Raw genomic sequence first — 25,322 nt, 5'->3', positions numbered from 1 at the left:
AACCGCCGTGACCAGAACGGGCAGCGCTTTTCCATCCCACCGGATCACGATGGTTTTGGGCAACGGAGACGTTGCGCCATCGGTCTGGATACTGGAGGGCGCTGGCATGATAACGGGTTTTTCCGCCCCGCCCAGTCCCGCCCCGCTCGTAACAGGGGCGCTCAGTGCGGGGGCGGCAGACCAGACCAGCGCCGTTGCAGAAACCAGAAAACAGCGCATGGGCCGGGTGATCTGTCGCATCATGAAAAATCCGTTGTCCTTCTTCTCAGGTCAGCAGCGTGTGCAGGGCGCGTAATTCCGGGTCATGCATCAAGGCATGGTCCAGTGCCGGGCGTATGGTCAGGGCGCTGGCGGCGTCTTCATCTGCCAGAACAAGGCAGTTGGTATGAAAATGCAAGGCCGAGGCGCTGATCTGCGCTGTCACTGGCCCTTCCAGCACGGCGCGCAGCATCTCGGCCTTGGCTTTGCCAGCCACTGTCAGCACAATGCGCCTGCTTTCCAGAATGGTGCCAGTGCCCATGGTCAACGCCAGAGGCGGAACGGACTCCGGGTTGCCATCAAAAAGTCCAGCATTCTGCTGGCGTGTTTCCGGGGCCAGCACAACAGGGCGCGTGCGGGAGGCAAGGGAGGAAAGGGGCTCGTTAAACCCTATATGCCCGTTTTCTCCCAACCCCAGAAGTTGCAGGTCTATGCCCCCTGCGGCCTTGATGGCGGCATCGTACCGTTGCCCTTCGGCTGCCAGATCTGCCGCCATGCCGTTGGGCAGATGTGTGCGGCTTGGGGCAATCCCGACATGCTGAAACAGGTGCGTGTGCATGTAGGCATGATAGGAACGTGCATCCGTTGCAGGCAGGCCCACATATTCATCCAGATTGAAGGTGGTGCAGCCTGAAAAATCCAGCCCATCCTCCCGGTGGCGCTGCACAAGGTGGGCATACACCGCCTCCATGGTGCGGCCAGTGGCCAGCCCCAGAACAGAATTGGGCTTGCGGCTGATCTGCTCGGCCAGAAGGGTGGCCGTCAGGCGGGCCAGATCCGTGCGGTTGGGGCACAGAAAGACTTTCATGGTCCTACAAGGTCCTTTGCAAAAACGGCTGGAAGGGCAGGGGCATTGCGGGTGGTGTTCAGCGCTGCGTCTGCGCCAGAACGGTGCGCAGATTGCCACCGTTTTCAGCCAGCACGGTGCGGCCTTCCTCCGGGGTGAAGCCAAAACACACCAGAATGGCCAGCTTGATGCTGCCTTCGGCTTTTTCCAGCGCGGCGTGGGCCTCGGCCTCGGTGCAGCCTGTCAGTTGCTGCACCATACGGTGGGCGCGGCGCACCAGTTTGGCGTTGACTATCCGCATATCCACCATCTGCCCGCGCCACGTGTGGCCCAGCCGCACCATCAGCGCGGTGGAGAGCATGTTCAGCGCCACTTTCTGGGCTGTTCCGGCTTTCATGCGGGTGGAGCCTGCTACCACTTCCGGGCCGGTTTCAATCAGAATACCAATCTCGGCATCGCGCAGCAGGCGGGCGTCCGGGCTGCAGGAAAAACCAATGGTCAGGCTGCCTGCCGCGCGGGCGGCGGTCAGGGCGGCGCAGGTATAGGGCGTGCCGCCACTGGCTGCTACGCCAATCACCACATCATCCGGCCCGGCCTTGTGGGTGGCAATGGCGGCGCGGGCAGTGTCTTCTTCATCCTCGGCCCCTTCAACGGGCTGGAACAGCGCTGCGTCTCCGCCTGCCAGCAGCAGCACAAGCCGGTCTTCCGGCCAGCCATAGGTCGGGATCAGTTCCACCCCATCCTGCAAGCCAATGCGGCCTGATGTTCCTGCCCCCACGTAAAACAGCCGCCCACCGCGCTGCAGGCGCGGCAGGGCCGCCGTTATGGCGTCTTCCATGCCCGGCAGGGCGGCTTTGACAGCGGAAACCGCACCAAGCTGGCTTTCTAGCAGCGCTTCCAGCAGGGTTCCCGTGGGCCAGAGATCAAGTGCCTCATACCGGGAATCAGACATTTCAGTTTTGGCGGGCACACCGGCGGAGGACGAAACCGTGGAGGTCATGAAGCGGAAAATCCTGTTCTCTAGTATAAAAGATGCGTGTGGCGCAGGGCGCGGAAGCGGTCCAGATCAGCCTGCCATGTCGCGGCCAATGCTGTGGCGTCTGCTCCATGGTCAAGCAGGGGGCGGATCTTTCGGCTACCGCAAAGCTGGTCAAATGTCTTGCCATTCCCGCGCCAGAAGGCTGGCCCGGCCAGCCTGCGGCCCGTGCTCAGCAGGGTCATGCCGGTGGCAACCGGGTCAAACACGGTGCGGTCCATAACGGCGCAGTGCAGCCCATGCAGCAACGTGTTTTTGAACGGGTCTACCTGCGGCGTGAACCACACATCCCGGAAGGCGGCACCGGCACAGCCAGCCGCAGCAGCCTGCTCTGCCCAGATCCGGCCATCCACGCCCGCGCTGCCCAGATACAGGAACGGCATGGTGGTGCCACGCCCTACGGAAAAGGATGTGCCCTCAAATAAACAGGTGCCGGGATACACCAGCGCCGTCAGCGCGGAGGGCATGTTGGGGCTGGGTGGGCACCATGTCAGGCCGGTGTCTTCAAAAAACATGCCGCGCTGCCAGCCTTCCATGCGCACAACGTCCAGCGTGGCGGCCTTGCCCGCCAGTGCGGGCATGAAGGCGGCATTGAACAGCCGCGCCAGTTCCGCAACCGTCATGCCATGGCGCAGGGCAATAGGCGCACGCCCCACAAAGGAGGACAAAGCCGGGTCCAGCACCGGGCCGGAAGCATCGGTGCCGGAAATGGGGTTGGGGCGGTCCAGCACCAGCAGCGGCAGGCCAAGCTGCGCACAGGCCACCATGCAGTCAAACAGGGTCCAGATATAAGTGTAAAACCGAGATCCCGTATCCTGAACATCAAACATCAGCAGCGTAATGCCGGATTTTTTCAGGATGCTTTTCAGCGCGTCTCCGCTTTTGGCGTAGATGTCATACACTGTGCAGCCCGTTTGCGGGTCCTGTGTTTCGGGCTCGGAAAATCCTTCCCGCATGGAACCACGGAACCCGTGCTCCGGCCCGAAAACAGCGTGCAACTGCACGGAGGGCGCGTCATGCAGGCAATCCACAATGGAGCGGAGTGCAGCATCCACGCTCGCCACGTTGGCAATGACCCCCACCTTGTGGCCCTTGAGGGGAGCGTAGTTGGCGTCTCGCAGTTTTTCAAAGCCGGTTTTTACGGGGGCGGTGGCCTGCTTCTGGCAGGAGGTTGGTGCGGGCGGGGCAGCGTGGGCTGTAGCGGCAGCCCCGCGTGTTGTCATGGCTCCCCCCAGTCCCACAGCAGCCTGAAGAGCAAGTTTGCTGGCGCGTGTGGCCAGAGCGCGGCGGCTGATACGGGTCATGATTTAGGCCTTTTGGCGGGCAGGGAGATCACGCCGCGCACCACATGCAGGCCCGCGGCAAATACAAACAGCAGCACCATGCCCAGCAGAATCAGCCACGGAAACGCCAGTGCATGGCCACCGGGGTGCAGCGCCACCATGGCCAGCAGCATCAGCGGCACGGTCACGCAAAACGCAGGTAGAAGTTCGGCAGAGCGGGCGGAGGGCAGCAGCATGCCTGCCAGAAAGGTGCCCAGCATGGGGCCATAACTACAGGCGGCAATGGACAGCCCAAGCAGCACGGCGGACTGGCTTCCCTGTGCAAACAGCAGGGAACAGCCAACAAGAGCCGCAGCCCAGACCACGGTAATGCCACGCGCCAGCGCCAGCGGGCCAACATTGATCATCCGGCTCAGACGGGTGCAGAGCGCGGAGAAATCTCCCACCGTGGCGGCTGTCATGGCGGACAGGGTGGAGGAGAGTGACCCCATGGTGGCCGCCAGAATGGCCGCAACCATCAGCCCGCGCAGCCCCGGTGGCAGCCCGTGCACAATGTAGTCAGGAAACACGGCATCTGGTGAGGATAGGCCCGTTTGCGCCAACGGCACCTGCCCATGATACATCCACAGCAGAATGCCAACGCAGGAAAGCAGGAAGAACAACGCCGCCACGCCCACGGCGCTGCCCATCAGCGCCATGCGGGCTTCCTTCAGGCTACGGGCGGCCAGCACACGTTGCACCATCAACTGGTCTGTCCCGTGGGAGGCAAGCGTCATCAACGCGCCCCCGCCAATGGCGGCAACAGGGGTGAAAGCACTGCTGAAAGGGACGGATGCCTGCGCAAACAATGCAAATTTCCCAGCATGCTGCAATGTGCTGAAGGCGCCGGAGGGCAATCCATGCAGCAACAGGGCCGCACACAAAGCGGAGCCCCCAAGATACAGGCAGAACTGAATGGCGTCAGACCACACAACCGCCCGCAGGCCGCCGCATAAGGTGTAAAAAAGCGTAATGCCCACAATGCAAACCAGCAGCAGGGTACGGGGCACGGCCATATGGGCAGCGGCCAGCATGGCCGTTAGCGGTAGCATGCCGGCAAACAGCCGCACGGCTTCCGCCAGAACGCGGGTGCCCAGAAAAGTGGCGGAGGCCGCACGCTGCATACGGCCACCAAAGCGTTGGCCCAGATAATCATACGCGCTCAACATGCGGCCGGAACTGTAAAGCGGCAGAAATTTCCAGGCCACAATGGCACGGCCCAGCAGATAGCCAAGGGCCAGCCCCACAAACACCATGCCGCTGCCAAACGCCACGCCGGGCACACTGATAACGGTAAGGGTAGAGGTTTCCGTTGCCACCATGGAAAGGCAGAGCGCCCACCATGGCAGATCATGCCCGCCTTCCAGATACGCGGCGGTGGATGCCTGGCGGCCCGAAAGAGCTACGGCCAGCAGCGGCATGCCCGCCAGGTAGGCGAGCATCACGGCCAGATCAAGTATGGTCATAAAAGCCGTGTCTTCACAGTCTGGTCTCTCCCTGCAATGCAGGGGCAAGTATGCGGCCAAGCTGGCGGGGGGACAACACGGCACGGGGCATTGTGTCTTTCAATTTTGTTGTGGCATGTTAACATTCTGTTATGACAGGACAGCAGGCTAGGCAGGCTTGCGTCTTTATGGAACGCGTTCTGCACGCTGCCCGCGCAGAGACTGTGTGTTTCAGGAACACGATAAAACAGGAAGGATGAAACGCCCGTTATGCGTTTACGTCAGATCGAAGTTTTCTATGCGATCATGTCCACAGGTTCCCTGCGTCGTGCTGCTGAAGTGTTGCATGTCTCTCAGCCTGCGGCCAGCAAGGTTCTGCGCTATGCGGAGCAGTCTTTGGGGTTCGCGCTGTTCGAGCGTACGGGCGGCAGGCTTGTGCCCACGCGTGAGGCCCTGATCATGCTGCCGCATGTGAACACCATTTTTGAGAAAGTGTCCGATCTCAAAAGATTGACGGAAAACCTCCGCTACGCGCGGGATGGTCACGCCATCAGCATAGGCTGCGTGCCGAGCCTGGGGCTGAGCGTGGTGCCACGGGTAATTCAGCGTTATCACGCCACCCATCCGGGTAACGAACTCACAATTGATACGCTGCATGGGCCGGAGATTGTCTCGCGCATTCTCAACCATGATCTTGATCTGGGCATTGTGTTCGGCACGTATGAAAAACAGGGCCTGACCGCCAGCCATATTGCCGAAGTACCGCTGGTGCTGATTGACCAGAACTGCACCAAAGGCCCCGTTGCGTTGGAGGACATTGATCCCGCCCGCTATATCGGCCTGAGCGAGAACGATCCCACAGCCCGCCTGCTGGATATGGCGTGGGAGGAAGCGGGTCTGTCTGCCGTGCCTGTTGTGCGGGTGCGAACCCATTACATGGCGGCCGAACTGGTGCGGCTTGGCGGTGGGTGCGCCATTGTGGATGGGCTGACGGCCCTGCATCATCCGGGCCTGCCACCGCCGCTTCCGCTCAAGCCACCGCTGGGCATGGCCTGCACGGTTCTCTTCCGGGCGGATTACGCACTTTCCCATATCTCGCAAGATATTCTCACACTTCTCAAGGAAGAGATAAAACGTGATCTCGCGGCTTTGCCAACGCTCTAACTGCGGAAAGCCGCCATTTCTGTCCGGTCATTCGGGCCTGTCTTAACCATTGGCTAATGGAAGCAGATGTTTTTGACATGGACAGATGTCCATTTTCTTCTGACCATTGCGCTATCGTATTCAGATGGTAGTCGGGGCGGGAGGGAAGCACGTTATGCGAGGGTCAGGTTCTTGTAGAAAAGCAGCACTTCTTTTAGGAATTTCAGCTTTCTGTTACGGCTGGGCGACTGAGGCGCACGCCCAGATCATTTCCCTGCCAGGCACCACAACTGGTAAGGCCATCACCAACAAATCCTCTAAAAGTTCCAAGGTTTCCTCAACGGCCGAGGGCAAGAACGAGACGATTACCGTGGTCGGCACCCATCTGGGCGCAAAGGAAACGGCGGAAATTCAGCCCGTTACCATGATTACGGGTGAACAGATCCAAAAATCATCTTCCATGACACTGGGGGATGTTTTTGCCCATATTCCCTCCATGGGGTTCTCCGGCAACACATTCAGTAACGATGGCGGCTCCTGCCTGAATATTCGTAGTCTGGGTGTGGCCCGCACGCTTGTTCTGGTCGATGGTCACCGTATGGTAAACGGCAATGGCTCCGTTGACTGCCCGGATGTGAACTCGATCATCCCCGCCATGGTGGACCGTATTGAAATTCTGAAAGACGGATCTTCCACCACCTATGGGTCAGATGCCATTGCGGGTGTGGTCAACATCATTCTTAAAAAGAATTTTACAGGCACTACCGTTACAGCCAATGGCGGCATCAGCGAATATGGTGATAACCAGACCGCCAATGTCACCATCGCGCATGGCTTCAACTTCATGCATGATCGGGGCAATTTTACTATTGCTGGTTCCTACAACTATCAGGCCCCCATGGCAGCCGACCAGCGGAAATGGGCGATGGAAGAAGCCAAGGTCAACAACCCGCCGGGGCAGGCCCAGTATTTTGGCTCACAATACGGACCCCAGCCTGTTTTTGCCGCAGTAAATGGTGGCGCACCGCTTACAGCCCAAAGTGATGGTGTGGCGCAGTCCGTCATTTCTGATGGTCACGGCGGGTACCGTCCCTATAGCTGGAATGATAATTACGATTACTCCAAAGATAATCAGATCATTTCCGAGCAGCAGTGGGGCGCATTGTCCGGCACGGGTCATTTCGATGTGAATGATTACGTCCAGCTTTACATGACCGCCAACTACACCCACACCCAGACGCAGGATGTGGGCACCCCCATGTATGTAGCCACGCCTGCCACAACCCTGACCGGAAATTCCGGCGCGGTGGTTGTGCCATCTGGCACACCGGGCAACCCGTTTGGTGAAGATGTCGCAATGTATCAGCGTATGTTCGGTCTGGGCCGGGAATATGGATACAACAATATCAACATGTATCAGTTTACCGGCGGGGTGCGTGGCGCGCTCCCACATTCCGGCGGCTGGACATATGATGGCTTCTTCTCATTCGGTAAAACCGTCACATCCTCCAGCCTGAGCAATCAGGTAAACTGGAGAAATCTTGAAAATTCGCTGGGCTTCCATCAGACCGGCGGCGCTGGGTCCACAGAAGGGTATTATGATCCCAACCTGTGCGCCGGTATTGCCGGGTGTGCGTCTTATAACCCGTTCACCGGGTCCATGTCGCAGGCCGCAGCGAATTATATCGGCTTTACGGATACCTATCCCTCAGCGCAGGAACTGCGTGACGTACAGTTGACGTTCTCCAACAAGCATATTGCAAAACTGCCCTATGGTCCGCTGGGCATTTCCGTTGGGGTGGAGCACCGTAGTCTGGATGGCTACTGGCACGCTTCTGACGAGGATAAGGCCGGTCTCAATTCAAACTCCTATCGCACGGATACCAGCGGCGGTTACAACGTGACCGAAGTGTTTGGCGAACTGAGTATTCCGCTGCTGAAAGACCTTCCGGGCGCTAAAGCGCTTTCTGCTGAAGTCTCTGGCCGTTTTTCCAATTACAACACCTATGGGCAGACCTATAACTGGCATGCGGGCCTGATCTATGCCCCCGTGCCGGATATCAGCTTCCGCGCCAATATTTCCACCGGGTTCCGTGCCCCGACCATTCAGGAACTTTACAAAGGAAACCTGATCAGTCTGACCGGCACGCGTGATCCTTGCGCGTATATCGGCACCTTCCCCAGTTCCTTGCAGTCCATTGTGGCGGGCAACTGCCGTGCACAGGGCATCAATCCGGATACGTTCAAGCAGAATAACGGCGTTATCAAATACCAGACGGGTGGTAACATTCATCTTCAGCCGGAAATCTCCCGTACCTATACCATCGGCACGGTGGTGACACCCCGGTTCCTGCCCGGCTTTACGGCAACGGTTGATTACTTCCATACGCATATTACGGAAACCATCGGCTATCCGACGCTCTCTACAGAACTCAATGGCTGTTACAGCAGCGCCAATTTTTCCAGCTCCTACTGTTCAATCCTGAACGGACGAGACCTCAATGGGCAGCTGAACCCGGTCAACCGTTACCAGAGCAACATGGGCGCGTTTATTGAAGATGGGTTGGATATCAACGCCAGCTATCATGTGCCGATTGATTACAATAACGCTCTGACATTCGGTGCGGATATTCAGGATGTGATGGCTTATAAAACCCAGACACAGCCAAATCAGCCTTTTGTCAGCTATCTGGGCACGGATTACGGCCCCATGAAGTGGGTGGCCAACGGCACCATTACCTACACGCACGGCCCATGGGCGCTGACATACATGCTGCGCTATACGGACGGGTTCAATTATTATCCCAACTCATCCTACGGGCCGGGCCTGTCCATGTGGTACAAGGTGGATCAGACCTTCTATCATGACCTGATGGTGACCTACACGGGCAATATCTATACCGTAACCGGCGGTGTTAAAAACCTTGGTGGTCAGGACCCAACGTTCTACGCAAACGGGTCTTACAATACGGCCCCCGGAATTTATGACTACTCCGGTCGCTATGTTTATCTGAAAGCACAAGTTCATTTCTAGGCCTGACCATGGGGCGGAGGCCACAGGGCTTCCGCTCCCCCGGCGCATTGTCTCCATTGATATCATGCGTGGCGCAACAATTGTGTTCATGGTGATTGTCAATAACCCCGGAGATTGGAACAGGGTCTGGTCACCTCTGGACCACGCGGCATGGAACGGTTGCACACCGGCCGATCTTGTTTTTCCGTTCTTCCTTTTTCTGATGGGGTGCGTCATCCCCTTTGCGTTTGACAGACGGCTGAGGGAAGGGGCGCAGCGCAGCCAGTTGGTAGGCCACATTGCCTGGCGGGGGTTGGCGCTTGTCGGGCTCAAGCTGCTTCTTAGCCTGTATCCTTTTTTCCACGTCACGCATCTGCGTTTTTTTGGTGTCCTGACACGGATAGCCCTGTGTTACGTGGCCGCCGCCAGCCTTTATCTCTGCTCCCGCAAAACCGGGTTTCTTGTCTCTGTCATTGGTCTCATTCTGCTGGCCTATTGGGCTATTCTGTATGCGCTTCCGGTTCCGGGGCTAGGGTGGCCGGGGAAGGATTTTGCGTTTCTTGACCTAGACCAAAATATGGCCGCATGGCTGGACCGCCAGTTTTCCGCATGGTGCCAGACATGGCTGCATACAGGCGTCCTGTATGAAAAAACATGGGACCCTGAGGGACTTTTAAGCACGCTTCCGGCTATTGCTACCACTTTGTCCGGCGTTCTGGCTGGGCAGGTTTTTAGAAGGAAGGATATCTCACCCGCTCGTCGGCCTATGCTCTTTATGGCGGCCGGGGGTGCCAGCATTCTGCTGGGACTGTTGTGGGGGCAGGTATTTCCGCTGAACAAATCCTTGTGGACCAGTTCATTCACGCTTGTCTCTTCTGGTGCAGCACTGTGCGGTCTGGCGGTTTGTGACGGTATTTTTGATGTCCTGCGGTTACAGAACAAAAACACTATTATTCAAGCCATTGCGACTTTTTGTCAGATGTTCGGCATGAATGCTGTTTTTGCCTTTCTGTTCTCCGGATTTCTGGCCAAAACCCTTCTTGTGCTGCCGTCGCCTGTAGCTGGGAGCACAAGTTTGGAGGGCGGGATATATCAGGCGCTACGGGCGGGTTATCCTTCCTCAAACCTCACCTCTTTCTTCTTCTCCTGTTGCTTCCTTATTCTTGTTTTCCTGCCGGTTTATGGTCTGTACCGGAAGAAGATCTTCATTCGGCTTTAGCGGTTTCCCCCGGATTACTGGCAGGCACCCGCAAGAGGGGGCTCCCATAAAAAGAATTGCGCATCCTGTGTGCAGTGGCGGGCTTGGAAAGGGGGCAAGTGGCCCCATGTATCATGCTTGCTATCAAGCGAATCCCTTTAGAAAGAGATAAAACGGGGTGCTAAGGTTTTTTCTTCAAGAAAAGGGGGGATCTTCAGGAAGAATACGTGATAGAATAAAAGTGGATTTTCCCGCCATTACCGAAAATTAATACGGATATATCTGAATATCTACCCGTTCTATTTTTTAAAAAACTATAAAATCTAGTTTACGGATAAATTTTTTATCTATAAATTTTTTCAATAAATACTTCTTATCCTTATACGGGGTCTTAAGGATAATGATTGAAAACCTGAGCATATCTTGGCGATAACCCTAGGTTAACGGATAAAAATAGTTTTGAAATCGACACAAAAACGTTAACTCGCCACATTGGTGACACATCGCAACATAAGAACGCCACCTTACCAGAATCCAGGAAGAAAAAATTATGACGGCTTATGCAAAAAAGCGTAGTTTTTTGTTCTTCTTTGTGGCGCTTTCATCGGGAACGGTCTTGCCCTTTACGGATACGGCCTATGCTGAATCCCTCCCTGATGCACAGGCTACAAAGTCGAAAAACAAACAGGCCGCTCACGTGGGCGCAAAAGTAAAGCCGTCTGCCGCCAAGAAAAACGCCAACAGTGAAGTCCTTACGGTTACTGGAAGCCGTATTGCCAACCCACATGCCAAATCACCCACGCCTGTCAGCACATTGACGCAGAGTGATATTGCCAATCAGTCCCCCACCAACAACCTTGCTGATCTTGTCAATCAGCTTCCGCAATTTGCAGGAAGCCAGACGCCGCAGAACTCTCGTCTGGCACTCAGTGGTGGCACAGCGGGTATCAATGCTCTTAACCTGAGAAACCTGGGGGCGGTGCGTTCTCTGGTTCTGCTGGATGGCCGCCGTACCGCGCCTTCCACCATTACCGGGCTTGTTGATATCAATACCCTGCCGCAACAGCTTGTAAAACGGGTTGATGTTGTTACGGGCGGTGCGTCTGCCCAGTATGGGTCAGATGCTGTTGCCGGTGTCACCAACTTCGTGCTCGACAAGACGTATACAGGCCTGAAAGTTAACGCAGATTCCGGTATTTCCACCTATGGTGACGGCGTCAATTACTCAACATCAATCGCGGGTGGGTTCGGTTTTGCGCATGATAAAGGCCATGTTCTGCTGAGCGGCGATTACGCTCATGAAGATGGCATTTACAGCGTAACGCGCAAATGGAACGAAAACGGCAACCGCATTATCGCTAATCCTGATTATGCCGTAGGCAATGGCCAGCCTTATTACATTGTGCGCGGGCCGGGCGGCACCAATAACGCCCTGCCGGGTGGCATCATCAACTCATCAACGGGTGCGGTTAAGAATTCTCTGAGAGGCATTTATTTCGGAGAAGGCGGAAGCGTTAATCATTACAATTACGGTTCTCTCAGCACGTCCACAACATCTATCGGTGGCGATCATTCTCTTGCCGATAACGGGCGTAATATCGGCCTCCAGCCGGGCAGTGACCGCAAAAACCTCTTTGGCCGTCTGAGCTACGATGTTGCGCCATGGATGACCCTTTATGCTGAAGGGGCCTATAATGAAAGCGAATACATCTACAACGCTGGCCCCCAGTATATGACATCCGTTAACCTGACGAGCGACAATCCTTATCTGATTGACGCGTTGGGGGCGGATGCACTGAAAGATGTCTCCTCCGTCACGTTGGGCACCACCGCTCATGACATGCCGTATCGCAGGACGGATAACCGACGGAACGTGCAGCGTTATACGTTTGGTGGCGAAGGCAATTTTCAGATGTTTGGCAAGCGTGCTTCATGGAGTGCCTATGCGCAGTACAGCGCAACCCGCACGCATGAGCAGATCTATAACGTGATGAACAACGCCAAGATCAAAAATGCGACTGATGCTGTGCGTTCGGCATCTGGAAACATTGTTTGCCGTTCAACACTGACAGACCCCTCCAATGGATGTTCGCCCATAGATTGGCTGGGAACCGGCGTCATATCGTCTGACGCGATTGATTATGCCCTGGGCAATCCCTACCGTGATGAAAAATTTGAGGAAATTGTTTCAGGCGTAAACCTGTCCATGATTCCGTTTGCAACATGGGCTGGGGATGTGAACGTTGCCGTAGGTGGCGAATACCGAGACGAACGCGCCTCCGGATATGTGCCAACGGCGTATCAGTCAGGGTGGTCTGTGGGCAACTTCCTGCCAACAAATGGTGGCTACAACGTCAAGGAAGCCTATCTTGAAACGGAAGTCCCCCTTGCAAAAGGGTTGACGTTCAATGGCGCAGTGCGTGGAACTGATTATTCTACCTCAGGGTATGTCACCACCTGGAAAATTGGGGGAACCTGGCAGCCCATTCAGGATGTTCTGTTCCGTGCAACCCAGTCACGTGATGTCAGAGCGCCAAACATTAACGAACTGTATCAGGGCGGCACTTCCCGTACAACATCCATTCTTGATCCGGCGACGGGTGCGACGGACACTGTGCTGGAAATGACAACGGGCAACAGCAAGCTCAGGCCTGAAAAAGCAAACTCCACAGTGGTGGGGTCTGTCATCACGCCGCGCTTTGCGCCGGGCCTGTCTATCTCGGTTGACTGGTTCCATATCAAACTGAAAGACGCCATTCAGCAGTTCTACTCACAAGATATTGTCAACCAGTGCTATGAAGGGAATCAGAGCTTCTGCTCCGCTGTTGGCCCGGATACCTCCGGCAACCGTGATCTGTTTATTCAGGCAAGTCCGTTCAACTTCAGCCAGATCACCACAAGCGGCATTGATATTGATGCCAGTTACAGGCTTCCGGTGCGTCGCATTTTTGCCAAGGTGCCAGGGGTTCTGACAGTCCACGGTCAGGCAAGTAACTATCTTAAATATGTTGCGGATTCAGGGCTGAGCCCGGCTATCAATACTGCGGGTGATATCACGTCTGGCCCGCCCAAATGGATCTATCGTTTCTCCGCCACGTATAGCCTGCCCAGCTTCAGCGTAACGGCCATTGCACGCGGTATCAGTGCGGGTAACTATTCAAACAGCTACGTGCAGTGCGCCACAGGGTGCCCGGCCTACAACGCGTATTTCCCGACGATCGACAAAAACCACGTTAAGGGTACATTCTATTTTGATATGAACTTCACGTATAAGCTCAAATATCAGAATATCGGCAACATGCAGGTTTTCCTGAATATTACAAACCTGGCCAACTCCAAGCCGGTGCTTGTGCCAGAAAGCGGTCTTGCGGCTGATAGCACCTACAGCAGCCTGCTTGGGCGTACTTTCCGCGGCGGGGTTCGGTTTGAACTCTAACAGCAGCCCGTAAACACTGCTCTGATACGCATGAGTTCTGTCATGAACTTGGAATGATCAAACACCAAGCCCTGTATATTGTGCAGGGCTCATGCGTTTTTTCTGATCATTAAGAAAATTGCTAATTGCATCTACACATTTTTTTCAATTTCAATAGTGTTCAAATCAGGATCTTCGCTCTGGCTCTTGGTACCGTCCTGCCATATGAGTTTTTCATGGTTTACAAACAGGCATTCACCACAATGGCGTTTACACACAAAAGAATGAAACACCACGCAGGCACAGGCTTGCGGCGTATTCCTCTGGCGGCTCTGCTCCTGGCATTGTGTGGCACGCACGTTCATGCCGCTTCTCTGCCAGATGGTCTGACAGAACAGCAGATTGATAATGTTGTCAGCAGAACACAGCAGGCGTTTCAGGTGCCCGGTGTTGCGGTTGGCGTGATCCATGATGGAAAAATTGTTTTTGCAAAAGGTTATGGCCGCAAGGCTGAGGATGAAAAAAGCGGAAAGGTGGATGCCACCACCCTGTTTGCCATAGGCTCCAACAGCAAGGAATTTACCGCAACCGCCCTTGCCACCCTTGTGGATGAAGGTAAACTGAAATGGACCGATCGCGTCAGTGATGTGATGCCGGAGTTTCGCGTGGCAGATCCATGGATTACGCGGGAATTTCGGGTGAGTGATCTGTTAACCCACCACAGCGGCATGGGGCTTGGTGCCGGAGATCTGATGCTGTTCTCTCACAGCACCTTCACGCGCAAGGATGTTCTGGCGGCTCTTCCCTACATGCCGTTTACGGGCCGCTTCCGTGCGGATTATGCCTACAACAACCTGCTGTATGTGGTGGCCGGTGCGCTGGTGGAAAAAATCTCCGGCCAGACGTGGGAGCAGTATGTGCAAACCCACCTGATTGATGCAGCCGCTCTTCCTGCATGCCAGAGCACGTTTCCGGTTAAAGGCCAGACAGATGTTGCGGCAGGGCAGGGGAGCGATGGTGTACTGCCTGATCGCGCAGCCCGCAAATCGGTCGCCATGGCCCCTGCGGGCGGCGTGTGGTGCAGCGTGAACGGCATGAACCGCTGGGTGCAAACCCTGATGAATGGCGGCCAGACAGTGGATGGCCGGAAAATCATCAGTCTTGCTCAGCGGGATGCGCTATGGGCTCCTCATGCGCTGCTGCCTCTTCCAGATAGTGCGACCAAAACACAAAGCCACTTCCGCGCTTATGGCTATGGCTGGTTCATGGAGGATTTTTTCGGCCTGAAGCGTGTCTGGCATACCGGCACGGTCAGCGGCATGGTCAGTTATGTTTCCATGTTGCCGGAAAAGAATACGGGCCTGGTCGTGCTCACCAATCATGATGATCACCACGCAACCTATTCCATCGCCCTGACCATGAGCTCCCTTATTGCCACCGGCAAAACTGAGGATTGGGTTTCCTACTGGCAGGATGACGCCAAAAAGGCGGAGGAGAAAGCCGCGAAAGAGGCATCCACAACCGGACCGGGCTCACCCGCGCGGCCCTTCATTTCTCTGCCGGTGTCAGACCTGAAAGACTATGTCGGCCTTTATCATGATGCCTGGCGGGGGGATATCCGTCTTTCTCTGAAAGACAACGCCCTTGTGATGAGTTTTAGTAAGGCCAATGGCCTGTCCGGCACATTGTCCGCTCTACCTCATGATCTGTTCGTGGCCAAATGGCAGGATCGCGCAAATGACGCGAGTGATGACAGCTACGTGCAGTTTGAGCGCGATACATCCGGCAAGGTCACAGGGTTCCACATGCAGGTGGTCGGGTCTGACTTCAGTTTTGACGCGCAGGATCTGCATCCCCTCAAGGTTTCCGATCAATGAAGATCCATTGTCCCGCCCTTTCTCGCAGAAGGCTGCTGCAAGGGGCGTCTCTCCTGCTGGCACAGGGTGGTCTTTCCGCCTGCCAGACGCCACGGGAAGCTGACCGATTTGCAAAGGCTGATGCGCTGCTTCAACAGGCCATCAGCAAAGGGGAATGCCCCGGCGCAGTGTGGGGCGTGGGTCAGCACGGGCAACTCATTCATCGCGGTGTCTTCGGCGCCCGCAGTCTTGAGCCACAGCGCGAGGCCATGACGTGGGACACCGTGTTTGACATGGCGTCCCTCACCAAACCCATGATCACCGCGTTGGCTGTCATGCAGCTTGTGGAAAAGGGACTGGTGAATGTTGATAGCCCGGTCGCCCTTTATCTTCCGCAGTTTGCGGCAGGCGGCAAGGCGCAGATCACGGTGCGTTTGCTACTCACGCATTTTTCCGGCCTGCAACCGGATCTGCCCCGCACACCAGACTGGTGGGGCAAGGCGGCCGCTACGGACCGCATCATGCAGGCGGTTCCCAAAATACCACCGGGTAGCGGCTTTATTTATAGTGATCTCAATTTTATTGCCCTTGGTCTGCTGGTTGAAAAAGTAACGTCTCAAACGCTTGATGTTTACGCACAGCAGAACATTCTGGCCCCCTTGGGCATGACGCAGTCGGGCTTTTTACCGCCCGCAGCCCAGCAGGCACGTATTGCGCCAACCCAGTATGATGAGCACGGCACCATGCTGCGGGGTGTGGTGCATGATCCCACGGCCCGGCGCATGAACGGCGTGGCGGGGAATGCGGGCCTGTTCTCCACTGCCGAGGATGTGGCGCGTTATGCGCAGGCGCTGCTGGATAAACGTGCGGGCAGACCCAGCCCCTTTCCCCTCAGCCGTGCAACGCTGCTGCGCATGACAACACCGCAACAGCCAGCAGGCCAGAAAAGCCTGCGCGGTTTTGGGTGGGATATTGCGTCTCCCTATGCGTCACCAAAGGGCGACCGTCTGTCCCATGCGTCTTTCGGGCACACCGGTTTTACCGGTACGTCCTTATGGATAGACCCTGATAACGACTGTTATGTTTTTATCCTGACCAACCGTGTTCACCCCAATGGGGGGCATAGCGTGGTGCATCTGCGGCATGATGTTGCAACAGCGGTAGGGGAGGCGCTGGGGCTGCCTCTTGCTGTGCCGTAAGGATGAGGTGTGCTGCCAGGGTTAACCTCAAGTTATGGGGGGGCGGCATTTTTTAAATGGTGTGGAGAAGAGTCTCTTTTTAGATTTTTCACTCAGGAACATCGGTGAACGTGTTGTTGTGTACATGGTTTGCCGGTGGGCACCATTTTAAAGGGGTTGGCGGTTTTTATGCCTGCAAAGCGGACAATTACGGTTGTAGGGGGTGGCGTTATTGGCCTGACAACCGCTTACGCCCTCATTCAGGCCGGACACGGCGTAACATTGGTGGAGCGGGACGACCACGTTGGCGAACAGGCCAGCTTTGGCAATGGTGGCCAGCTCAGCTATCGCTATGTGCGGCCTCTGGCAGATGCCGGAGTACCGCTGGAGGCGCTTTCATGGATGTTGCGGGCAGATTCTCCCATTTCCCTGAAATTACGGCTGGATTGGCATCAATGGCGCTGGCTGACAGATTTTCTGCGGGCCTGCAATGCCAGAACAAATCGTAACAATACCGCTCGGCTTCTGAAACTTGCCTTGCGTGGGCAACAGGCGCTGCACCAGTGGCGGCAGGAAGGGCTGGACGATTTTCTGTGGCGGCGGCCGGGCAAACTGGTTGTGTATCGAAACGCACACAAATTTTCCAAATCGGCCAAGGCTGTCAGCAATCCGCAGCAGGAGCAGGTGCTGACCCCGGCAGAATGCGCACGGGTGGAACCGGCCTTTGCAGGGCTTGCGCCCGCGCTGGCGGGAGGCATCTTCTCCCCGGATGATGAAGTGGCGGATTGCTATCTGTTCTGTCAGGCGCTTCTGAAATCCTTGCAGAAGAGCGAGAATTTTCATCTTGTCAAAGGCGCGGCAACGCTTGAGGACGACGGGGCCGGGCAGTGCCGTGTGCGTATCAACGGAACACCGCAGCAGACAGATGTAATTGTGCTGGCCGCAGGGCTGGCCTCCCGCGCTATGGCGCAACCGCTTGGCCTTAACCTGCCTCTTTATGGGTTGAAGGGTTATAGCCTGACGGTGGAGGCCGATCCGGCCGTGCTGCCGGATGTCAGCGTCACGGATTATGATAACCGCGTGGTGTATGCGCGGTTGGGCCAGCGGCTGCGTATTGCCGCCATGGTGGACATTGGTGCGCTTGATGCCTCGCTTGATCCGCGCCGTATTACCTCCCTGAAGCGTCTGGCAGAGGAAACCCTTCCGGCAGCCGGGCCCTACAGTTCTGCCGCTACGTGGGCAGGCATGCGGCCAGCAACCCCAACAGGGGTTCCCCTTGTGGGGCGAACACAATGGCGTAATCTGCTTCTGAATGTTGGCCACGGTGCGCTCGGGTTTACGCTCTCTGGTGGCTCCGCCCTGACCATTCAGGATCTTGTTGAAGGGATGCAATCGTAACATGACACATCGCGCCACCGCTCTTTCTCGTCGCCATGTGCTGCTGGGCGGTGTCGCCGCCAGCTTGGCAGGGGTCGGAACCCGGGCTCTGGCCCGCAAGGCCGCGTCTCCCCGCCTGCTGGGGCTGGAGGGGCTGGCGGCCCCGGTGGAGGTGTTTGAAGATCAGTGGGGTGTGCCACATGTGTGCGCCGCGTCCGTGCCGGATGCTTTTTTTGCCAACGGCTACCTGATCGCGCGGGACAGGCTGTGGCAGCTTGATTTTGACTATCGGCGGTCTACAGGCAGGCTGGCGGAAGTGTTCGGGCCTGATTTCGTGCCGTCTGATACTGCAAACAGGCTTTTCCTGTTCAGGGGGGATGCGCAGGCGGAATTTGCAGCACTTCCGCCCACGGTGCAGGCCTGTGCCCGCGCCTATGTGGCGGGTATCAACGCCTATCTTGAACAGGTCCGTGCCACTGGCGAGAAACTGCCCCCGGAATTCACCATTTTTTCCTACCAGCCGTTGCAGTGGGATGTGCTTGATCTGGTGCGGATACGGGCAGAGGCCACCGGCAACACCAAGGCTGAAATCCGTCGCGCCCGTCTGGCGGCGCAGGGTGCGCTGGATTACGATGCATTGATCATGCCACTGCGCCCGGCCCATACGCTCCGGGTGCCGGACGGGTTGGATGTCCATGCCGTAACAGAACAGGACCTTGGCCTGTTTGGCGTTTTGCAGGCCAGCCTGCCGCTTTCGGGCCTGCATGCGCCCCCGTCTGCCAGTGAGGACGATCACCGGCGTGCTAACGAGGGCAGCAACGCATGGGTGATTGCCCCCACCCGCACGGCAACAGGCCGCCCCATTCTGGCAAATGATCCGCATCTCAGTTTCGGTTCACCGGGGCCCAGACACGTTATTCACCTCACGGCACCAGGGCTGGATGTTATTGGGGGTGGGTCCGCAGGTATGCCGGGTGTCATGCAGGGGCATAACGCGCATTTTGCTTTTGGGCGCACCAATTTTCACATTGATCAGGAAGATCTGTTCATCCTGCGCACGCATCCTGCTCACCCTGAGCGCTATTTCCATAATGGGCGCTGGGTGGAGATGGAACGGACGGAAACAACCATTGCCGTCCGGGGTGAAGCGGCACGCACGGTTACACTCCGCTATGCGGCACAGGGGCCGGTTGTGTCCACAAATGCAGCACGGAACAGGGCAGTGGCGGTTTCCGCAACATGGCTGTATCCGGGTGCCAATGGCATGCTGGCCAATATCGGCATCAATCTGGCGCAGGACTGGACCAGTTTCCGTGAAGCTTTGAAACTCCATACCAGCCCGACCAATTTCACCTATGCAGATACCGCGGGCAACATTGGCTGGCAGGCTGCTGGTGGCCTGCCAGAGCGCACAGGCGGTTATGATGGGCTGATGCCCGCCCCGGGCGATGGGCGGTATGACTGGAAAGGCCTTCAGCCGCTGGATGCGCTGCCGAACAGCTTCAACCCGGCACGCGGCTGGTTTGGAACATCCAATGAACTCAACCTGCCTGCGGATTATCCGTACGAGCAGCGCTGCGTCAGTTATGAATGGAAAGATCCTTACCGGTACAACCGCGTTGCAGAGGTTCTTGCTGCGTCACCCCATGCCACGCTGGCGCAGAGTGTGGCTTTGCAACATGACACGCTTTCCCACCTTGCGCTTTCCGTCGTGAAGCTACTGCCGGATGTGCCTGCTGATATCCGTGCAGAAGCGGATCTGCTGCGGCGGTGGGATGGCCGCGTAGAGGCCACAAGCGCTGCAGCGGCCTTGTATGAAGTGTGGTGGACACGGCTGAACACCCTGTTCTATCAGGCGCTGGTGCCGGAAAATCTGCGCGCGCTTCTGCCACAACCGCTCAATGCGTCCGTGCTTCTGGCCTTCCTTCAGAAACCAGACGGCAGAGTCGGTGACAAACCGGAAGCCGCACGGGATGCGCTGCTGGTCAAGGCTTTTCAACAGGCTGTGGAAGAAGCGCGTGACCGTATGGGGCCAGTCGCAGCCGCATGGCAATGGGGCACGTTGCATACGCTGCAACTGCGGCACCCGCTTCATGCCGTTGAGGCTGTGGCAAAGGCGTTTCTGCCCATAGGCGGCGAAACAACCCATAGCGGGGGCGACCCCTACACCGTTATGGCCCGCTGGTATAATCCTGATCTTTCACAAAAAGCGCTGGCGCATGGGCAGAATCCGTATGCCGTAACAGGCGGGGCCAGTTATCTGATGGTGTGTGATGTCGGGGCATGGGACCATTCCCTGTTCCTCAATTTTCCGGGCCAGTCCGCCTTGCCGGATAGCGGACATTATGAAGATTTCCTGCAACCGTGGCTGAAGGGGGCCATGCAGCCTCTGGTGTTTTCTGCAAGTGCCGTGCAAGCGGCAGTCAGACACCATGCCGTGTTGTATCCAAAAGGAAAAACACCATGAAATATGCTGTCTGCTTCGCTCTGGTGCTCGCGCTTTCCACGACAGCAGCACTGGCGGAAAGCCCGACAGACAAAGCCATGGATGCCGTGCTGATACAGGCCGAAGCGCGGCCTCTGGCGGGGCTGGCGGCGGTCAGATTGCACAATGGTCAGCCTGTTTATCAGTATTATGGCGGGTTTGCGCGGCGTGATGGTGAACAGACTGTTCCGGTTGAGCAAGAAACCCTGTTCCGTATCGCGTCTATCTCCAAGGTGGTGACCACCATCGGGCTTATGGAACTGGTGGAGCAGGGCAAGATCAATCTGGATCATGATGCATCGGAGTATCTTGGTTTTCCCCTACGCAATCCGGATTTTCCCAATACGCCCATTACCGTGCGGATGCTGCTGAACCATACGTCATCCATTCGGGATGCAGATGTCTATGTTCTGCCGCCCGATAAACCGGCAAGCAGTTTTTTTGATAAAACACACAAACCGGGCAGTCAGGACTATCATTTTTCCTACCATGACGGGCATGCACCCGGCACGTATTTTACCTACTGCAACCTCTGCTACGGGCTTGTGGGCACTATTATGGAGCGGGCCAGTGGAGAACGGTTTGACCAGTATCAGAAACACCATGTGCTGGAACCGCTGAAAATTGATGGCGGCTACAACGTGGCGGAACTGGAACACCCGGAGCGTCTGGCCACAATTTATCAGCATTTGCCAACAGGCTATAAAGCCAAAGTGGACAGCCAGCCGCTCAAGGGTTGGAGTGCAGACTCCCTGCACGCTTACAAAATTGGAAGCAACGGCAGCATATTTTCTCCGCAGGGTGGTTTGCGTATTTCCGTGCAGGGTTTGACCCGTCTGGCGCAGTTCATGATCCAGCGGGGCACGTTGGATGGTGTCAGGCTGCTTGCCCCGCAGAACATTGAGGCCATGGAAACACCCACATGGCAGTTTAACGGCAAAAATGGCGAGTGCCCATATCCGTTAAGTGCCTACGGTTTGAGCCTGTTTCTGCTCACAGGTGCCAAAGACACCAACGGAAAGGCTGATAGCCCCTATCCCGGTTACAAGGGGGGATTACGTGGGCATCTGGGAGATGCTTACGGGCTGCATTCCGGTTTCTGGTATAACCCGCAAAATGGTGATGCCTATCTGTTCGCGGCTGATGGCTTTCCGGATTATGATCAGGTGCGCCCCGGCCAATATTCGTCTTTTTCCAGAGTGGAAGAGAAAATTTTCACAGCATTGGCAGGAGTGCAGCCATGATGCGTCGTTTCCCTCTGGCTGTTGCCCTGCTTGCAGGCGCGCTTTGCAGCACCCATCCGGCGCAGGCACGCCCTTTTGATGAAGCCGGAGCCCGCCAGCAGATCAAGGCACTTCTGGCGCTACCGTTTGCAACGGATCTGGTGGGGGCCAGCAAGGCTGATCGGTTTGCATGGGGCGAAAAACGCAACGGTGTGCGCAACATTCTGGCCGCAGATGCCACTGGCGCACCCAAGGCGCTGACCCATTTTACGCAGGATGATGGAACAGATTTATGGGGCCTGGCTCTTTCTCCTAACGGGAAAACCTTGGCCTATGTGGAGGGCGGAGACCCGGAATATCCGGATGATCCCTCTCCGAACCCCAATCTTTCCGCTTTTGGTACCCATCAAACCGTGCATCTGGTGTTGGACGGCGGCAAAGAAATACAGATGGGCGAGGGCTGGAACCCTACCTTCTCGCCAGATGGACAGATGCTGGCCTTCACGCAGAAAGGGTCTCTCTTTCTGGCGCCTGTTGGTGGTGCGGCAAAGGAAGTTATGACTGTGCGCGGCAGTCTGACCTCCTTGCAATGGGCGCCGGACGGTACGGCGCTGGCGTTCACACTTGACCGTGGCACACATGCGCTGGTGGGCGTGTGGCGTCTTAAACCCGCGACCATGGCGTTCCTTGCTCCCGCACTCGCGCAGGATAGCCTGCCGACGTTCTCTCCAGATGGTCGGTTTGTAGCGTTTGTGCGCGAGCACACGCCGCTTACATACCAGAGCCTGCCAAAAGCAGCCTTCTGGAACCTGCATGTTTATGATCTGACCACCAATACAGATCATGTGGTGTGGACACCGCCTGCCGGGCATGGCGGACGGTTTTTTGCACCAGAAGGCAGTGGCCTGCTGTGGTCTGATAACACGCATCTGCTCTTCCCTTGGGAAGGCAGCGGATGGATGCGTGTCTGTCGTGTGGAAACAGCCACGGCGGCCGCACCACAGTGTCTGACGCCAGACAAGGCTGAAGTCTCATCCTATCGCTTGTCTGCTGATGGAAAAACGCTTTTCTATACCAGTAATGCGGGCAATGTTGATGCCTGGCATGCATGGCGGCAAACGCTGGATGGCGCAGCACCCCATCGCCTGACGCAGGGTGAGGCGATGGAGACAGACCTCGCCCTTGCAGGCGGCAGCGTGGGCGTGATGGCAGCCAGTGCTACGCAAACCGCACATCCGGTTCTGTTGGCGCAGGGTCATACGGAGCATACGCCCGTTGTGCCAGAACTGCCTGCAAATACGCATTTTGTAACGCCGCGCACCGTTATTTTCCGAAGCACGGATGGCGGAGAGGTGCACGGGCAGTTGTTTGTGCCAGAGGGTGATGCCAAAACGCCCCGTGCGGCATTGGTGTTTGTTCATGGTGGCCCGCACCGGCAGATGCTGCCTGCGTTCAATAGCATGGGCTATTATTCCAATGCCTATGCCATGAACCAGACATTGGCCGCGCAGGGCTATGTGGTGCTTTCCGTCAATTATCGCAGTGGCACCGGGTATGGGGAGGCATTTCGCAATGCACCGGACATTGGCCGTCAGGGAGCCAGTGAATACAGGGATGTGCTTGCCGCCGCCACCTATCTCAAAACTCGGCCAGATGTTGATCCTGCCCGTATTGGCATATGGGGTGGAAGCTGGGGCGGGTATCTGACTGCGCTGGCGCTTGCCCGTAATAGTGATGTCTTCGCGGCCGGGGCGGATTTTCATGGCGTGCATGACATGACACGCCCCGATAAGTTCGGTCTTTCTCCCGCCCAGAACAAGGCGGCGCATGATCTTGAATGGCAGTCCTCCCCCGTGGCGGATATCGCCCATTGGCATGCGCCTGTCCTGCTTGTGCACGGGGATGATGATTACAACGTGGATTTTAAGGAATCCACCATGCTGGCAAACTTGTTATCCGAGCAGGGAGTTCCCTATGAGGAACATTCCTTCCCCAATGAACGCCACGCTTTTCTCCGCATGCAGGACTGGCTTGCGGCCTATGTGTGGATGGATACGTTCTTTGCGCGCACACTCGGTCCGCACACGCATTGAGAGCGCCCGGCGTGTTGAGGGTGAAGACGGAATAGAACGTACCACTAAGCCATAAGGCGCACGGGATGGGCGGATAACGGAGAAAGGCGGACCTATGTTTATGAAGAGCCTGAAAATATATGCTGTTCTGGCTAGCACTTTTCTTGTGGGGTCGTTTTTCCCGTTTGTATCCGCCCATGCCGCGTCTGCTCCGGCTGAGGAGCCACTGGCGCAGAGCATCTCCAAAACCGTGAAGGCGCAACCCGGGCATTTTGCTGTTTATGCTGCCCTGAGTGGTCACTCTCCGGCAGTGTGCCTGAACTGTGATGATCTGATCAACGCGGCCAGCACCATCAAATTGTTTGTGCTGGATGCAGCGTATGATGCTTTTACAAAGGGTACCCTGCACGCGCAGGATACCGTTACGGTCCATAACCGCTTTCATTCTCTGGTGGGCAACGGAACCTTTGCGTTAGATCAGAAGGAGGATTCCTATGATCCTCTTTACGCGCAGGCAGGCAAGCCCGTGCCGGTTTCAGAACTGTTGCGGGTCATGATCCAGTACAGCAGCAATCTGGCCACCAATCTGATGGTAGAAAAACTGGGTGTAATGCCTATCCGTTCGGTTGTGAAAGCCCAAGGGCTGGACGGTATTGTTTTTGGCCGCATGATTGAAGATTTTGACGCGAACGATAAAGGTATCCGCAATCAGGTGTCGGCACGAGGCTTGGGCGCGTTTTTGCAGAAGCTGGATAACGGGCAGATTGTGGGGAAGGCACAAAGTCAGAGCATGGTTCAGATCATGCTGGGTCAGAAGTTTAACGATATCATCCCACCCGGACTGCCGGCAGGAACACCCGTGGCCCATAAAACAGGGTGGGTCCATGGTGTGCGAAATGATGCCGCGATTGTCACCCTGCCCAATGGCAAACACTATATTCTGGTGGTGCTGACGTCTGACCTGCCAGATGAACAGGCAGGGATCAAGGTGCTCAATACTCTATCCCAACAGACCTATACGTATTTTCAAAAACAAACCGCTTCTTCCCTCTGAGTGCAGTCAATTACATGATTTGTCACTGTCACTGTCACTGTCACTGTCACTGTCACTGTCAGGGAGGGGAGGGCATTTTCTGAAGCATCTCAGAAAACGGCACTGAAGGGATTTCAGCCGTTGAAAAGCGGGCTTCGAAGTCTTGTCTGGGAAGAGTAGGGGGTATCCCACTTTTTCCGGCGAGAGAGATTATTTTCCTATTTTGAAAGATGCTGAAGAAACAACATCTGATTTCGGATAAAAGTACCTGAGGCGTTCGAAAAACCCTCTTTGACTGACCAAGAGACGATCGTAACGCATTTACATTTCAACAAATGGAAAAATCTGAAAGAGGATTTTTCGCATTCTCCACCTGTTTCTCGTTGAAGCAAATGTGCAGGCAGGCAACTGTTGCTGTTGTCAGATCCTTGTGCTCCGTGTGAGCAACGAGCAACGAGCAACGAGCAACGAGCAACGAGCA

At 56.3% G+C, this 25,322-nt stretch carries 16 protein-coding genes; 11 read left to right on the top strand and 5 right to left on the bottom strand.

All coding sequences use genetic code 11. The annotated features are described in order from the left end of the window. The 5 genes from AD948_RS03250 to AD948_RS03230 all read right to left on the bottom strand — a co-directional run. The coding region (locus tag AD948_RS03250; protein WP_156478909.1) for a hypothetical protein at window positions 1-243 on the bottom strand (243 nt) is incomplete at its 3' end. 22 nt (window positions 244-265) lie between these two features. After that, the gene (gene nagB / locus AD948_RS03245; protein WP_061470685.1) at window positions 266-1,066 is read right to left on the bottom strand and encodes a glucosamine-6-phosphate deaminase; all 801 of its coding nucleotides are present in this window, start codon (window positions 1,064-1,066) and stop codon (window positions 266-268) included. Between the two features lie 58 nt (window positions 1,067-1,124). After that, complete coding sequence (locus AD948_RS03240; protein WP_061470683.1) at window positions 1,125-2,045, bottom strand: N-acetylmuramic acid 6-phosphate etherase; 921 nt, start codon at window positions 2,043-2,045, stop codon at window positions 1,125-1,127. A 20-nt stretch (window positions 2,046-2,065) separates the two neighbouring features. Further along, window positions 2,066-3,385 carry an exo-beta-N-acetylmuramidase NamZ family protein gene (locus tag AD948_RS03235; protein ID WP_061470680.1) on the bottom strand — a complete coding sequence of 440 codons (1,320 nt, stop codon included), beginning with the start codon at window positions 3,383-3,385 and terminating at the stop codon, window positions 2,066-2,068. After that, window positions 3,382-4,869, bottom strand: a complete 1,488-nt coding sequence (locus AD948_RS03230; protein WP_061470678.1) for a sodium:solute symporter — start codon at window positions 4,867-4,869, stop codon at window positions 3,382-3,384. The genes AD948_RS03235 and AD948_RS03230 overlap by 4 nt, the downstream gene beginning before the upstream one ends. Before the next feature lie 249 nt (window positions 4,870-5,118). Between AD948_RS03230 and AD948_RS03225 the strand changes: the two genes are divergently transcribed. The 11 genes from AD948_RS03225 to AD948_RS03175 all read left to right on the top strand — a co-directional run bounded on the left by AD948_RS03225 (window position 5,119) and on the right by AD948_RS03175 (window position 24,862). Then, window positions 5,119-6,012, top strand: a complete 894-nt coding sequence (locus AD948_RS03225) for a LysR family transcriptional regulator (protein WP_058987362.1) — start codon at window positions 5,119-5,121, stop codon at window positions 6,010-6,012. Window positions 6,013-6,166: 154 nt separating this feature from the next. Continuing rightward, on the top strand, window positions 6,167-9,025 hold the full coding sequence (locus tag AD948_RS03220; protein WP_006558560.1) for a TonB-dependent receptor domain-containing protein: 2,859 nt from the start codon (window positions 6,167-6,169) through the stop codon (window positions 9,023-9,025). Next, window positions 9,018-10,223: an acyltransferase family protein gene (locus AD948_RS03215; protein WP_338076673.1), complete on the top strand. Its 1,206-nt coding sequence runs from the start codon at window positions 9,018-9,020 to the stop codon at window positions 10,221-10,223. The genes AD948_RS03220 and AD948_RS03215 overlap by 8 nt, the downstream gene beginning before the upstream one ends. 529 nt (window positions 10,224-10,752) lie before the next feature. Continuing rightward, window positions 10,753-13,638 (top strand): TonB-dependent receptor plug domain-containing protein, encoded by a 2,886-nt coding sequence (locus AD948_RS03210; RefSeq protein ID WP_082782279.1) that lies wholly within the window; start codon window positions 10,753-10,755, stop codon window positions 13,636-13,638. A gap of 263 nt (window positions 13,639-13,901) precedes the next feature. Continuing rightward, a complete protein-coding gene (locus AD948_RS03205; protein WP_248845903.1) occupies window positions 13,902-15,494 on the top strand; it encodes a serine hydrolase in 1,593 nt (530 codons plus the stop codon). Next, window positions 15,491-16,672, top strand: coding sequence for a serine hydrolase domain-containing protein (locus AD948_RS03200; protein WP_061470674.1), 1,182 nt, complete (start codon window positions 15,491-15,493; stop codon window positions 16,670-16,672). The genes AD948_RS03205 and AD948_RS03200 overlap by 4 nt, the downstream gene beginning before the upstream one ends. A gap of 168 nt (window positions 16,673-16,840) precedes the next feature. Next, a complete protein-coding gene (locus AD948_RS03195; protein ID WP_058989122.1) occupies window positions 16,841-18,049 on the top strand; it encodes a D-amino acid dehydrogenase in 1,209 nt (402 codons plus the stop codon). A 1-nt stretch (window position 18,050) separates the two neighbouring features. Continuing rightward, the gene (locus tag AD948_RS03190) at window positions 18,051-20,495 is read left to right on the top strand and encodes a penicillin acylase family protein (RefSeq protein ID WP_156478908.1); all 2,445 of its coding nucleotides are present in this window, start codon (window positions 18,051-18,053) and stop codon (window positions 20,493-20,495) included. Continuing rightward, window positions 20,492-21,757 (top strand): serine hydrolase domain-containing protein, encoded by a 1,266-nt coding sequence (locus AD948_RS03185; RefSeq protein ID WP_061470672.1) that lies wholly within the window; start codon window positions 20,492-20,494, stop codon window positions 21,755-21,757. Before AD948_RS03190 ends, AD948_RS03185 begins: the two co-directional genes overlap by 4 nt. After that, complete coding sequence (locus AD948_RS03180) at window positions 21,754-23,829, top strand: S9 family peptidase (RefSeq protein ID WP_061470670.1); 2,076 nt, start codon at window positions 21,754-21,756, stop codon at window positions 23,827-23,829. The genes AD948_RS03185 and AD948_RS03180 overlap by 4 nt, the downstream gene beginning before the upstream one ends. Window positions 23,830-23,929: 100 nt before the next feature. Next, the gene (locus AD948_RS03175; protein WP_248845902.1) at window positions 23,930-24,862 is read left to right on the top strand and encodes a serine hydrolase; all 933 of its coding nucleotides are present in this window, start codon (window positions 23,930-23,932) and stop codon (window positions 24,860-24,862) included. Window positions 24,863-25,322: the final 460 nt, after the last annotated feature.

Source organism: Acetobacter senegalensis (genome assembly GCF_001580995.1).
GTDB classification, from domain to species: domain Bacteria; phylum Pseudomonadota; class Alphaproteobacteria; order Acetobacterales; family Acetobacteraceae; genus Acetobacter; species Acetobacter senegalensis.
Note: the sequence above shows the minus strand (reverse complement) of the source record. Positions and strands in the feature narration are given on the sequence as shown.

Excerpts from the sequence above, each read along its gene's own strand:
- AD948_RS03240 (WP_061470683.1), bottom strand. The coding sequence starts at position 2,045 with ATGACCTCCACGGTTTCGTCCTCCGCCGGTGTGCCCGCCAAAACTGAA.
- AD948_RS03200 (WP_061470674.1), top strand. The coding sequence starts at position 15,491 with ATGAAGATCCATTGTCCCGCCCTTTCTCGCAGAAGGCTGCTGCAAGGG.
- AD948_RS03205 (WP_248845903.1), top strand. The coding sequence starts at position 13,902 with ATGAAACACCACGCAGGCACAGGCTTGCGGCGTATTCCTCTGGCGGCT.
- AD948_RS03185 (WP_061470672.1), top strand. The coding sequence starts at position 20,492 with ATGAAATATGCTGTCTGCTTCGCTCTGGTGCTCGCGCTTTCCACGACA.
- AD948_RS03235 (WP_061470680.1), bottom strand. The coding sequence starts at position 3,385 with ATGACCCGTATCAGCCGCCGCGCTCTGGCCACACGCGCCAGCAAACTT.
- nagB (WP_061470685.1), bottom strand. The coding sequence starts at position 1,066 with ATGAAAGTCTTTCTGTGCCCCAACCGCACGGATCTGGCCCGCCTGACG.
- AD948_RS03210 (WP_082782279.1), top strand. The coding sequence starts at position 10,753 with ATGACGGCTTATGCAAAAAAGCGTAGTTTTTTGTTCTTCTTTGTGGCG.
- AD948_RS03195 (WP_058989122.1), top strand. The coding sequence starts at position 16,841 with ATGCCTGCAAAGCGGACAATTACGGTTGTAGGGGGTGGCGTTATTGGC.
- AD948_RS03180 (WP_061470670.1), top strand. The coding sequence starts at position 21,754 with ATGATGCGTCGTTTCCCTCTGGCTGTTGCCCTGCTTGCAGGCGCGCTT.
- AD948_RS03190 (WP_156478908.1), top strand. The coding sequence starts at position 18,051 with ATGACACATCGCGCCACCGCTCTTTCTCGTCGCCATGTGCTGCTGGGC.
- AD948_RS03220 (WP_006558560.1), top strand. The coding sequence starts at position 6,167 with ATGCGAGGGTCAGGTTCTTGTAGAAAAGCAGCACTTCTTTTAGGAATT.
- AD948_RS03230 (WP_061470678.1), bottom strand. The coding sequence starts at position 4,869 with ATGACCATACTTGATCTGGCCGTGATGCTCGCCTACCTGGCGGGCATG.
- AD948_RS03175 (WP_248845902.1), top strand. The coding sequence starts at position 23,930 with ATGAAGAGCCTGAAAATATATGCTGTTCTGGCTAGCACTTTTCTTGTG.
- AD948_RS03225 (WP_058987362.1), top strand. The coding sequence starts at position 5,119 with ATGCGTTTACGTCAGATCGAAGTTTTCTATGCGATCATGTCCACAGGT.